This is a genomic window from Bacterioplanes sp. CLAM21, assembly GCF_059641015.1.
In genome coordinates this window covers 2,567,494-2,582,092 of record NZ_CM184929.1, presented here as the reverse complement: position 1 = coordinate 2,582,092, position 14,599 = coordinate 2,567,494, and the positions used below count along the sequence as shown (strand labels likewise).

At 49.2% G+C, this 14,599-nt stretch carries 3 protein-coding genes (1 of these 3 cut by a window edge); all 3 read left to right on the top strand.

The window, feature by feature from the left end:
• The first annotated feature begins 155 nt into the window (after positions 1–155).
• Positions 156–1,253, top strand: a complete 1,098-nt coding sequence (locus AC55FS_RS11790; protein ID WP_496932450.1) for an efflux RND transporter periplasmic adaptor subunit — start codon at positions 156–158, stop codon at positions 1,251–1,253.
• Positions 1,246–4,401: an efflux RND transporter permease subunit gene (locus AC55FS_RS11785; RefSeq protein WP_496932449.1), complete on the top strand. Its 3,156-nt coding sequence runs from the start codon at positions 1,246–1,248 to the stop codon at positions 4,399–4,401. The genes AC55FS_RS11790 and AC55FS_RS11785 overlap by 8 nt, the downstream gene beginning before the upstream one ends.
• Before the next feature lie 470 nt (positions 4,402–4,871).
• A protein-coding gene (locus tag AC55FS_RS11780) for a calcium-binding protein (RefSeq protein ID WP_496932448.1) crosses the window boundary here: on the top strand, positions 4,872–14,599 show its start. It continues 25,258 nt past the right edge of the window; only the first 9,728 of its 34,986 coding nucleotides appear in the window; it begins with the start codon at positions 4,872–4,874; the stop codon falls past the right edge of the window.

Here is a 14,599-nt window from a genome sequence, read left to right as displayed (position 1 = left end):
CCTCTGGGTGACGGCGATCTGCCGTCACAATAAGAATTATTCAGTTTGAAAAATTAGGATGGTTTATGAAATTGGCTCAGAGAACTGCCATGTTAGCAAAGCGATCGGCTCCAATATTGATACCTATTACGATAGTGGCTGTTGCGGCGGCTGGAATGACCTTGTTGGCCTCAATGGAGCAGCCGCCGGAAGAAAAAAGTGTAGAAATGACTACCCCGGAAGTAGAGGTAGTGCATCAAAAGGCTGGGCGAGTGACTGTGCACGTTGAGTCTCATGGGGTGTTGCAACCCCGTGAAAAAACAGAACTAGTGGCCCAGGTCAGTGGCAATGTGACCTATGTGCATCCGGCGTTTGTACGGGGTGGTCAGGTTGGCGAGGACACGGTGTTGCTTCGCATTGATGACAGTGATTATCAAACGGCTTTGTTGGACGCTCAGGCCAACTATGCCACTGCACTGGCAGCGTTGGAGACCGAACAGGCGCAAGGGAAAGTTGCCCGCGAGCAATTATCTGATGTCAAAAATCCTACGGTACTAGCGTTGCGTAAACCGCAATTGGCTCAAGCAAAAGCGGCTGTAAAAGCCACCTTGGCGATGGTGCAGCGTGCCGAGCGAGATTTGCAGCGAACCTCCATTCGTGCACCGTTTGACGCCCTGGTGGTTGAGCGTCATCCGGGTCTGGGAAGTTACGTTGGCACGGGAAGTGCGCTAGGTACTATATATGCCCTCGACACAGGCGAAGTACGTTTGCCGATTGCAGCAAAACAATGGGCGCAACTAGTCGATGGTGGCCAAGGGGCTGAGGTGTTATTGCAGGTTCAGCAAGGCAATGAGTTATTGCAATGGCCTGCGACCATCGTACGTAGCGAAGGGCTGGTCGATAATAACAGTCGCATGAATTATTTGGTGGCCCAGGTTGAACAGCCTTATCAACATAATCCGGCGCTGCATTTTGGTCAGTATGTCACGGCGACAATTGCTGGGCGCAGCTATGAAAACAGTTTGCGCGTACCTTATCAGTGGCTACGTAATGGCCAGTTGCCGATTTATAGTAATGGCCAGCTGGCGATGGTAGATGTCGGCATAGTGCGTCTTGAAGGTGAGCAAGTGGTGGTTCAAGTGCCGCAGCCTGATATGGATATTGTAACGACGGCTTTGCAATACCCTACGACGGGTATGGATCTTCATTTGATCACTGACTCGGAAATAGAAGTCGAGGTGATCACCACCGCGATGGAGGGCGGCAATGAGTAATACTCAGTCGCGCGGTATTATTGCTTGGTTTGCTATGAACCCGGTAGCAGCCAACCTGTTGATGTTTTTTATATTGGTGGGCGGTATTTTTTCCGCTTTTACCATTCAAAAACAGATGTTTCCGCAGTTGGAGTTTAACTGGATTTCTATCAGTACGGCTTATCCAGGTGCCGGGCCACAAGATGTGGAAGATGGTATTACGGAAAAAATCGAACAGTCATTGGAAGAAATTCAGGGCATTAAGCGTGTCATTACCTACAGCATGCGCAACGCCTCCCAGACTTGGGTGGAAGTCGACGATAGTTATGATGTCGATGAGGTATTAGACGAAGTTAAGGTGAATGTCGAAGGTATTCAAACCTTGCCTGCGGGCGCAGAAACACCGCTTATTACCCAGGATAAATACACCCAGGAAGTGATGTGGATAGCTTTATATGGCGATCTGCCATTTGCCGATATTCGTACATTGGGTGAAGACATCTATGATGAAATTCGTCAATTGCCTATTGTGCAAGTCAGTGACTTTCATGGTGGGCCAGACTATGAAATCAGTATTGAAGTATCGCGTGACCGGCTGCGTGAATACCAACTGACCTTTGATGAGGTGGCCGCTAGTATTCGTGCCTACAGCACTAATATGAGTGCCGGTGAAATCCGCACGGATGCTGGTTATATTGGCATACGGGTTGAAAATCAGGCGTATAAACAGCGTGACTTCGAGCGTGTTCCTATTCGTACCCTAAGCGATGGCAGTCAGTTATTTTTGTCGGATGTGGCGACAGTAAAAGACGGTTTTGAGCAAGGTCTGCAGTACAACAAGTTTAATGGCCAAGACGCGGTACTGTTTTTTGTTGGCGCTTCTAAAGATCAGTCTACGCCCGACGTTTCAGCTGCCGTAAAAGAATACATAGAGCAAAAACAAAGCAGCTTGCCCGCAGGTATGCATCTCCAATCCTGGATTGATTTGACCTACTACCTAGAAGGTCGGCTTAACATGATGCTCGACAATATGTGGGCGTCGGCATTGCTTGTTTTCTTAATGTTAGCGATGTTCCTGCGTTTGCGCCTGGCTGCTTGGGTAATGGTGGGCCTGCCGGTGTGTTTTTTGGGTACTCTGATGATGATGCCCTTAGACCCGATTAATATCACCATCAGTTTAACCAGCTTGTTTGGTTTTATTTTGGTGCTGGGTATTGTCGTCGACGACGCCATTGTGATTGGCGAAAGTGTGTATTCGGAGATCGAACAAAAAGGCCAATCGCTAAACAGTGTGGTTGAAGGGGCTAAGCGGGTGGCTATGCCAGCGACTTTTGGTGTGTTAACGACCGTTGCAGCTTTTTTGCCCATGCTATTTGGTGATGGGCCCGATGCGGCGATCTCTGCTTCCATTGGTTGGGTGGTGATCTTGTGTTTGCTGTTTTCATTGGTGGAATCCAAACTTATTTTGCCGGCGCATTTGGCCGGAATGAAGCCGAAGAAAAACAGCAATAACCCAGTTTATCGACTGCAGGATTGGGTTGATGCCAAACTGCAATTCTTTATTCAGCAGCGTTATGTGCCGGTATTGGCCAGGGCGGTTCAGTATCGATACACAGTGGTGGCTATTTTCTTGGCGGTACTGCTAATAACGATTGGTCTGATACAAGGCGGCATCGTGCGTATGGTAGGGACGCCAAAAGTACCCCATGATTTTCCCGAAATCTCTCTAGAAATGACGTCGGACAGTGGTGAGCAAGCGACTCTAAATGCGGCGTTGGCGATCGAAGCTATGATTCGCGAGGTTGATGCGGAAATTGCTAATAGCACTGGCAAAAGCATGGTCAGCTCAATATATGTTGAATTGGACTCGCGTACTAAAGCGGAGATTTTGACTACCTTGGTTGAGCCAGAACTACGTCCAATGGATACCTTTGAGTTGGCTGAGCGCTGGCGCGCTGCTATGCCACCCATCGCTGGATTAAAGTCGTTAACCATTCAGGAAGACGTATTTGGCGGTGGGCGTGAAGACGGCGATGTCAGCTTTAAGTTGTTTGGAACCGATCCACAACAACTGGTTGCTGCAGCAAACGAACTAAAGGACAAGCTAAGTCGTATCGCTGGAGTGGGGGATGTTAATGACAGTCAACAATCTACCCGCCAAGAAGTGCGTTTAACATTGACGCCGCTTGGCCAGGGGCTGGGGCTGGATTTATCAACCGTGGCACAGCAAATGAATGCCAGCTTCTATGGCATGGAAGTGCAACGTATTTTGCGTGATGGCGAAGAGGTCAAAGTGATGCTGCGCTACCCAGAGCATCAGCGCAATGCACTGGGTCATGTCGCCGACACCCGTATCCAGACGCCGGCTGGGCATAGTGTGCCTTTATCGCAAGTGGCAACTATGGAGTTAACAAGCAGTGCTGAGTCGATTCGCCGAGAAGACGGTGCTCGCACCGTGACTGTATGGGCATCGGTGAACAGTGCCACTGTTGAGCCGCAAAAGGTGGCAGAAGATATCAATGATAACTTTATGCCGGAAATGCTCAGTCGCTATCCTGATGTGCGTAGCGAATTATCGGGTCGCATTCAGGATGAAATCGATAGTCAGGTTGATCAGTTGCGTAATTTCGTGTTGTCCATGCTACTGGTTTATGCCTTACTGGCTGTGCCGCTGCGTTCCTATGGTCAGCCACTGGTCATTATGTCGGTCATTCCTTTTGGTGTGATTGGTGCCATTTATGGGCATTTACTGTTAGGTATGGATATCAGCTCTTTTTCGCTATTTGGTATTATTGCTGCCGCGGGTGTGGTGGTAAATGATAGCTTGGTAATGGTGGATTATATTAATCGCCAGCGTCAGTCGGGAGCGACGGTTCGGGATGCTGTTTTAGCAGCTGGGCGACGACGTTTTAGAGCGATTATGCTGACATCATTGACCACCTTTATGGGTCTGATGCCGATCATGTTGGAAACCAGTTTGCAGGCCAAAATTGTGATTCCAATGGCGGTGTCTTTAGCGTTTGGTGTGTTGTTTGCGACCGTTATTACTCTGCTATTGATACCCAGCTTATATATGGTCGGAGACGATCTGGCCCGCCTCGTGCAAAAGCTTAAGCCTGGGCGCTCGAAAGATATGCATAGTGCACCTCCTGATAAGGGTGTTGTATAGGCTTTGCCATTATTTGTTTGATAATCCCGATTTACCCAAGCCGGCCTATTGCAAAATAGGCCGGTTTTTTTATGGCTTGGTAACGGTTATTTAAATAATTATATGGGTTGTTGGCGGGCTGTTTTTTGTTTGCCGCGATATGGTGCAATGGCTTGTCTTTATATTAATGACTTTTTTGTAGGTATCTTGTCGGTTAATACCGCTGTAGTCGCTTGGCAGTATGACTTTCATTACCTCGGTTGTGTATTTGTTGATCACATTTAGCACTGGAGTATCGGGCTCATTAGTAGGATAATGCCGCGCATTTTTTTGCCTGTGGCGTTCTTTTGGCGTGCCTTTTCTTGAGGTCGTTGCATTGTCAATAGAGCGCGGCGGGTTGGTATGTGACTTTTGTGTAAAAACAGCACTGTTGAGTGCAGTGTTGATAGGGGTCGCAGCGTCTTTTAGTTTTGTGAGTAGTTGAGTCGGTTATGGTAGCAATTGTTGGTGGTCAGGGATTAGGCGTTTGGAATCAAACACAACTGGGTCTGGGTCAGGAAAGTCAGATCGGCGATGCCAAAACGCGCATCGCGATGAATGCGGCAACGGGCAATCTGGTGGTATCGCGCAGCGATGGCACCATTATGACGGCCGGCGCCGATATCGGTGTGTTACGAACCTACAATAGCCAGGGCGATTTAAATAACAGCAGCGGGTTTTTATTTGGTTTTGCGCAAACATTAACCAATTTGCCCGCAGATACGGCCAGTGGTTCTATTACCCGCTTGGACAGTGATGGTTTTGCCGGTGATTTTATTTGGCAAGATGATCAGCAAGCGTATGTGTCGACGGCCGGGCAGGGTGCCTACGACACCCTGATTTTTGATGCCGACGCTCAGCAATGGATATTTATCGACGGTGCCACTCACACCGAAGAACGCTACAACACCGATGGCCGTTTAGTGAGCTTAACCGACGCTCAAGGCCAAACGACTCGCTTTAACTACCGTAATGACCAACTGATCAGTCTGACCGATGCGGCCGGTTTGGTGACGCATTTGGAATACAACGACGCTGGCCGCATACAACGTATTTATACCCAGCAAGATGGTCAGGAAATCACCCTGTCTCGTTACAGTTACGATGATTTGGGCCGTCTGATCAGCGTGCAAATCGACTTAACGCCCGATGATAATCGCATTGATGACGGCGCGTTATACCAAACCCTGTACACCTACCACGATAACAGCCAGCGCTTGGCGACCATTACCCACTCAGACGGTACTACCTCGGCATTTGATTACGTTGAGGTCGATGGCCAATGGCGCATACAGCAAGTCTTGATCGGTGGGCAGGTCAGCACCACTTTCGATTACGATACCGCTAATAACACCACCAAGGTCACCGACAGCAGTGGCCACGAATGGCTATATCGCTACGACGAGCACGGCAATATTGTTGACATGACGGCACCGGCGGTGGATGGCCAGGTGCTGAGCTATCGCTATCAATACGACCCGTCAGGCAACCTGGTCGCTCAGATTGATAGTCTGGATCGCGCCATTCGCTATGGCTACGACGACGCCGGCAACCAGGTACGAGAAATCCATGCCGACGGCCGCGCCATCGTGCGTGAGTTTGATGACAATAATCAGCTACTGAGTGAAACCCAGGCGCAGTTTGATGCTGAGTATTTGCAAGAGCTGGATCAAGCTTGGGTCAATGGCGAGATAATACCGGACCCGATCAACGAGGGCATCGAAGACGACAGTTTCTCTGCGTCGTCTGTCGCAGCTCTGCCAGTGGTCATGCACGATGTTTTATACCGTGCCGATGGCTCCATTTGGGGCTATATCGATGGCCGCTTCAGTATCGCTGAAGGCTCCTTGTCGGTGAATGACGCCGACGGCAATGCGGTGGCGACCATTGATCGCCAGGGCGATGGCGGTACTCGTTTGCTTGATTTGTCGGGCGCTGAGCTAGCGACTTACGACGCCTGGAGTGGTTACTTTATTGATGGCAGTCGCCAGTTGTTGGCTCAACCGGGCAAGGTGGTACAGCAATTAGATCAGCTGTCGCATCCAGAGCAAGTGGTCGTTGAAGGCCCTGATGGTGACAATATTGGGGTGCTGGTGTTTGATTCTGAAGATCCGGATCACTCAATGGCTGGTCGTCCGGCTCGCTATATCATAGCCGCCGATGGCACTATGGTGGCGCTCGAGTCGTGGCGCCTTGAATCGCCTGCTTTCTTTACTGCCAATGGCAGTGAATACGGTCATCCGGCGACCATGGAAGATGGCCGTGAAGGCTTAGTAACCGGGTCTGGTGAATCTCATGCGGTGGCCTACTTTAACAGTGCCAGTCAGGTTTATGTGCTGCACCCTTGGATTACCGCGCCGTTGGCGAATGCCCAAAGCCGGCAGACCGACTTTTTTGTCTATAACGATCAGCAGCAATTGCGTTTTGCTGTCTCCGGTGAAGGTCGAGTCACGGAATACCGTTACAACGATTTGGGCCAGCTGATCACTCAGCGTGAGCACAGTGCCAATCAGCTGGATATGACCGGCATTGGCCACAGCGATCGCTTTACCCTGGAGCAGCTCACCACCTGGGCCGAGGCCCAGCCCAAAGACCAATGGCAGCGCACCGATTATGTTTACGACCAGCGCGGCCAACTGCAGCGCAGCTACCAATATGACCAGTTAGATACCAATGGCGACGGCGTGCGCAACGAGCGCACCGCAGAAATGCATTACCGCTACGATCTACAAGGTCGACTGCGCATCGAAAGCACCGTGCGTGGCAGCGATGCCGATACCCGTCAGTACCACTACGACGGCCTGGGCCGCTTGCTGGAGCAAGTTGATAGCGCGGGAGCTCGCACCCAGTGGGCCTACGACGATGCCAATCGCAGCATCAGCTTAACCGAAGCCAGCGGTTTGCAGCGCTTGCAAGTACGCGGTGCTCAGGGGCAGATCATCAGCAGTGGCTGGAGTGATGCCCAGCGCGGTCAGCGTGAAGAATTATACCGTTATGACGAGCAGGGCCGTAAAGTGGCTCAGCAATCCGCCGATGGTGTGCGCCAGTACTGGTTCTACGACGAGCGTGGTCAGCTGGCCGTTGAGGTGGATGGCAAAGGCGCCGTCACTCGTTACAGCTACGACGAACGCGGCAACCAAACCGGCGTCTTAAATTACGCCACCTTAGTGAATACGCAGAACTGGTGGACCGATACCGGCCTCAGTGTCGGCAGTTACGCGGGTATTTTGCCGGCCTTTAGCAACCAGGATCGTCATCAGCAAAAGGTCTACGACACTTGGGATCGACTCAGCTACGAAGTCGATGCCGAAGGCTACGTGACCCGTTACCACTACGATGAAGCGTCGCGTATTGTTCGCACCGAGCAGTTATCGCAGGCCCAAGCCCAGCGCTATGGCTTAAAAGTTTCCATTACCAATACCAAACGCCCGATCGAGCAGGACTACGTCAACCCGTATGGTACCGGCGATGCCGATCATCTGATCGGCAATGATAAGGCCGATACCCTGTGGGGCTATGGCGGCAACGATACCCTGGATGGTGCTGAATCTGGTGACCGCTTAATCGGCGCCGATGGCAATGACACCCTCTATGGCCGCAGCGGCTATGACACCTTAGAAGGCGGTGCGGGTAACGATACCCTAATCGGCGGCACCGGCCGCGATACCTTAAAAGGCGACGCCGGGGATGATTACCTGGACGGTGGTGATGGTAATGACGTCATCGAAACCGGTGCTGGTAGAGATACCATTGTTGCTGGTCAAGGACATGATACTGTTACCCTGTCGTATCTTAACGAAGGTAGTGACGTCATTTATCGCCAGGGGGATGGCTGGGATACCTACCGCTATGATGGTAATACTAATCAAACCAAAAATAATGCCCGCTCAAGCATTCGTTTAGAGGGGATTCGCTCGGATGACGTCGGTATCTATTGGAGTGGTACACCGGCAGGCGTTGCTGTATTTGTATCACCGCACAATGGCTTCTGGGTGGAGTACCAAGATCAACATCTGGTGTTTGGCTCCTTTGAATTTGATGACGTAACTCTCACTGCAGAACAGGTGATTGAACGGGCTAATCAAGGCCAAGAATTTGGTCCTCATGTTCGCTTTGATGAACTCTCTAGCGAAGGCGGTTGGTCGCTGAATGGTGGCGGCGGCAGTGACACCATCTCTATATCTAGCTCGCTTGTTAGTGATGATACCCTTTGGGGGGGCAGCGGTAACGACAGCTTATATACCGGCAAGGGCGATGATACCCTGATCGGAGGTGCCGGAAATGATTACTTAACCGGAGGCCTGGGTGATGACCTGTATATTTATGAAGGATATTTTGGCAATGATGTCATCGCCCTGCAACGCCCAGATGCAGACAGTACTGCCACCATTCAAATTAAAGGCGTCAGCCAAGATCAACTTATTATTGAAAAAACTGACACGAATGATTTGCTGATTCGCATTGCTGGACGCAGCGACTCTATATTCTTAGATCAGTTTTGGGAAAATCGATGGCAGCAGCACACCGGCTTTGCGGCCGTGACGATTGCTCTGGACGATGGAACGCGACTATCGACCGAAGATATATTAGCCCTAGATGTCGCCAGCGTAGACCCAATGACGTGGTTATCAGGCTCTGTCTTGCTGGGTGGTGAGCGCAGCGCGTTTGGCGGTTTGGGTGATGATCACCTGCAAGCTGGCGCAGAACCTGCCACGTTAAGCGGTGGCTTTGGTCGTGATTACCTGGGTGGCTCTAGTCATGACGACACGTTAATCGGTGGCTCTGGAAACGATTCTCTCTCAGGCAAAGCCGGTAATGATGTGTATATATTTGCTGCCGGTTTTGACAAGGACACCATTGTCAAAGGAAGCAATGCTAATGACATCGATACTGTTCGTTTTACTCAAGATATCACTGCAGAGCAGTTGCTGCTGAGTAAAAACGGCAATGACTTGATGCTTTATGTGGATGGCAGTAACGATCAGATTACGGTATCCAATCATTATTCTGGGCAAAACAATAAACTCAATATTATCGAGTTTGCTGATGGAACTCAGTGGCAAGAAGCTCAGTTTGATGAGCTAATATCCCAGCATGCAGAGCGTTTGGCTGAGCTCAATGCCTCTAAGTCAAGGCAAACCGTGACTTTGGCTGCTGATCAAGCCGACTATGAGGCGGATATTGATCAAGCGCTATATGTTCAAAATCGTTCTGAGATAGACAAACAAATCACCGGGAGTCGATACGGAGATCGTATCGTTTCTTATACCAGTAGCGGCGATACCCTGATGGGTTTGGCGGGTGACGATACTCTTTTTGGTGGCGATGGTAATGATACCCTCATCGGTGGTGCAGGCTTTGATACTCTGTATGGCGGAGCGGGTGACGATACTTACGTCTTTTCTGGCGATTTTGGCTATAACTATATCTCCTATAATGCTGGCACAGGTCATGATCGGGTCGTATTCAAAGATATTGCTGTAGATGAGGTGGTATTTAGCCATCTGTCGAATGATTTACATATTTCCTATAAAGAAAATAACGTAAAGATTTTCAATGTTATTTCCAACGGGGCATTAAATTATCATGTCGATGAGTTTGAATTCGCTAATGGTGTAATACTTACGATAGAGCAAGCGATTGCCAAGGCCAATGAAGGCAGCTGGCATGATCAAAGTATTCGAGGTACATATGGCGTTGATACGCTAGTCGGTGCAGAAGGGAAGGATACACTATTCGGTTATGCTGGAAGTGACGTATTCTTTTTTGAAAAGGGCTTTGGCCACGATGTTATTTCTATATCTGCGGGTGACGATGCAGATATTATTAAGTTTGGCGACATTCAGTCTGACGACGTTAAACTTTATCAATACGGCATTCACCTAGTACTAGAAGTAAAGAGTACCGGCGACAAAATTACTATTGATCGTTATTTCCAGCACAATAGCTCCCAGGATGTTGCTGCCATCGAATTTGCTGATGGTGAACGCTGGGATCAAAAGGCGCTATACGATAATAGCCGCCATTATCTTAATGAAAGTGCAGGTCATATTGGCACCATTGGCACGGCGAGAGAGTTTTTTGGTGGTATTGGCAGCGATTCCGTTGGAGCCAATAGCGCCGAACATACCTTGGATGGCGGCTTCGGTCACGACAGCCTGCACAGTAGTGGAGGTCATGGCACCCTACTGGGAGGTGCCGGTAATGACGTGCTAAGAGCTGATGGTGACTCCGCGCTGTTGGTGGGCGGTGCTGGAGACGATAGCTATTATGTCGATCATGGCCAATATAATATCGCGCTTTCACGTGGATTTGGCTACGACTCACTGAACTTTAATCATGATTTTACAACCACGAACAGTGCTCAGGTTCGAATCGGTATTGATGAGTCAATATCGGTTGATTTAATCGATGTGCGTCGCTCTGGCAATAATTTGCTAGTGATTGTGAATGACGGTGACGACCAGTTAACTATTGTTAATTTTTTCCAAGATAAATTAGCCAGTCGAGACTTTATCCATCTGGAGTTCGCCAACGGCCAGAGTTGGAGTACGGATGAGCTGCGCCAGCGGGTGATTGTGACTACCGATGGCGAAGACACCATTACTGCGTATAGTGGCAATGACTCTATTGATGGCAAAGGCGGTAAAGACAGGTTATACGGCGCCGGCGGCGATGATTATTTAAAAGGTGATGATGACGACGATTACCTTGATGGAGGGATAGGTAACGACTATCTTGATGGCGGTTCTGGTAAAGACACGCTTTTTGGCAAGCAAGGCAATAACTATTTGTCGGGTGGCGCAGGCGATGACATTATCAGTCTGTCGTCTGATTCCGGTTCCGATACCGCCATTGGCGGTGCCGGTAATGATTCTTTCACGGATGGAAGTTATTTAGGTGTAGATACCATTGTTGGTGGCGCTGGTAACGATTCGTACACTTATGAATATAGCAGTGCTGTTAATGCTAAATCGGACAATGAACAAAATGTATTTATTTTTGCTGGTGAGTTTGGTCAGGATTCGATTAACTTAAACCCCTTCAATGCCTTTAATGCAACTCAAGTATTTCGCTTAGAAGGTTACTTGTCGTCGCAAGTTCAGTTCTTCCGCTCTAATCAATCTCTTCATGTTGGAATTATTGGTCAAACCGAACAAGTGACTATTGCGTCGGTGTTTGACAAAGGAGATCTGGCGATTCGCAAACTGCGATTCGAATTTGACGACGTCAGCTTGGATCAAGACACCATTTTTGACCTAGTACACGCAGCTACACCCCGGGATCAAGTGCTGTATGCATCGCCTTATTTGCCTACCTTACAAGGTGGCGACGGACACGACCGTATCAATGGCTCAGACAATAACGATACTTTACTGGGCGGACGTGACCACGACACCTTGTCGGGGGGGGGCGGCGACGATGTTTTAGAGGGTGGACATGGGGATGATAGCCTCTACGGTGGGAATGGTGCAGATACCTTAGTTGGAGGTGCTGGCCGTGATTACTTGGAAGGTTCAGGCGGCGATGATGTTTATTTGTTCCGACCAGGTTTTGGTCATGACCACATCGTGGAGAAATACAGAGATACTGCCAGTGTTATTCGCTTTGACCAAGGTATTACCCCCGATCAATTACACATTTATCGGGCCCATAATGCGATGTACCGCTGGTCTAACTGGTATATCGACGTCGGCGATTTCGATCGAATTCTAATAGAGGGGTATCACCTTAACGAGCGTAATATCGGAACTGGTGGCATAGACCGTATAGAGTTTTTTGATGGCACGGTATGGGATGCCGCAGAGCTGACCCGTCGTTTAGATTTAGCATCTAATATCAGTCAAGATCTGCAAACGTCTGAACAGTTGTCGTCCATTGATGGTATGGACGGCAACGACCGTATCTTGGGCGACAATAACGACAATACCCTAATTGGGGGTGGCGGTGCCGATACCCTGCATGGTGAGCAAGGCAACGATATTCTTCGCGGTGGCTCCGGTAATGACACCATAAAGAGCAATCCACAGCAGGGCCAGTCTGCAACCTTAATGGGCGATGCTGGCAATGACAACCTCTCTATCAGTGGTCCCGGTCGGGGTTTGATAGATGGCGGTATTGGTGATGATCACCTTTCTAGCAATACTGCGGGCAGCACGTTAATTGGTGGTAGTGGTAATGATTCGTTATATGTACAGAAAGGCAACAATGTCTTAGCGCCCGGGCTCGGCAATGATAGCGTTTATGTATACGCTTCGACCGACACAACCTTAATCAAGCTGTCGCAGGGGTTCGGCTTTGACTCTTATGATATCTATGCGGCCACAACCTTGCAGTTTGATGCATCAGTCCGTCCACAAGATTTGGCTATTATTCCGGGTAGCACCCTGTATATACGTCATTTAGGTACTGGTGAACAAATCACTCTACAGCGGTTTAATCAGGCTGGACAGCATGTGACGATCGAATTTGTGGATGTCAGTGGTGTTGTTACCACTCGCTGGGACCAGGCTGGATTATTAGCTCATGCCGCGACAGGGACATCGGCACACAACTATATTACCGCCACAGACGACCACTTAAATCTCGATGGTGGAGAAGGCCATGACCGTATTGTGGGTAATAGCCAGGCCAATACCTTGGTCGGCGGTGCCGGCATGGATATTCTGGACGGCAATGGCGGTAACGACGTTTATATATTTGAACCGGGCTTTGGCAAAGATTATATCCATGCAGAAAGCAATAACAGCAGTAAGCTGATCTTCTCAGAAGGTTTGGTATCGACAGAATTTAAATTATTCAGATCTCCTGTGCAGTATTATGATTTAATTGTGGAACATAGTTCTGGAGATCGGGTCTATCTAAGCTATGGCCTTCTCGGCAACAATGCCATAACACATATCGAATTTGCTGATAGTGTTATTTGGGATAAGGATTATATTGCAGCGAATGCATTGCCTGCCAACCAGTACCATTATACGGCTAAGGAAGTATCTGAAGGACAGGCATGGCTTGGTCAAGGTAGCTTGTCAGGAACCAGTGGCGATGACACCTTAATATCAGAGATGGGCGCTGGCTCACGTGTTTATGGCAAAGATGGCAATGACACCTTATCTGTCGCGGATCATGCTGCCAATACCACCAATATAGCGGGTGCTCAAGCGTCTCTGCACGGCGAAAAAGGCAATGATACCCTGATCGCTGCGTCAAACCGGTCAGCATATCTAAGCGGTGGCGAAGATAATGATGTTTTAATTGGCTCGGCATCAAATTCTCAATTTAATGGCGGTGCGGGTGACGACACTGTTTTTGCGGGTAGCGGTGATGAGAGTATCGATGCTTCTCAAGGCCAGGATATCCTGCATATTAATGCCTCTTGGGGAAGGGACCAGGTTAGTTTACCGAGCAATATCAGCCAGGGCTCATTAACCATTCGCTTTGCGGAAGGCATTGATAAGACACAACTAAGCTGGTATCGCAATGTTAGTGACGATCTGATTATTGTTAGTGGCGATAATCATCTGAATATCTTGGATTATTTCTTACGCCAGGACGTTGTTAACTTTGCTTTTGCCAACGGTGCATCGCTCACTTCTGATGATATTCGCCAGGCCGTTTATGCCACTTCATCTGGCGAATCCATGTATTACCTGGATGATGTCTCTACCTTAGTATCTGCTGGTGCCAGCTATGATTCGGTCAAGGGTGGCGACGGTGATGATACCGTGTATGGTGACTCTGGTGACGATCAAATAAGCGGCTATCAGGGCAACGATACTCTGTTTGGCGGTAGAGGAAATGACTCTCTGTCAGGAGGGGAGGACGACGACAGGCTCTATGGTAATGCTGGCGATGATACGCTGGATGGCGGTGCAGGTAACAATACTTATGTGTTTGCCAAAGGTTTTGGTCGAGACACGGTTAAGTCCGGCTCTGATGGACTAAATACCATTATTTTTGCAGAACATAACTATGTCGACATGGTCGTTTGGAGTGATGGTTCGGCACTCTACATTGCCGACGATGCAAGTGGAGATTATGTTCGTTTGGCCGACATTCTAAGTTCAGGTGTCGTGAATGATGACTATAAAATTATATTTGCTGATGGCGTAGAAAAAACTGGCCAAGAATTATTGTTGCAAGCTCAGCTAGGGCACGATTCCAGTCAATCTCTCTATAG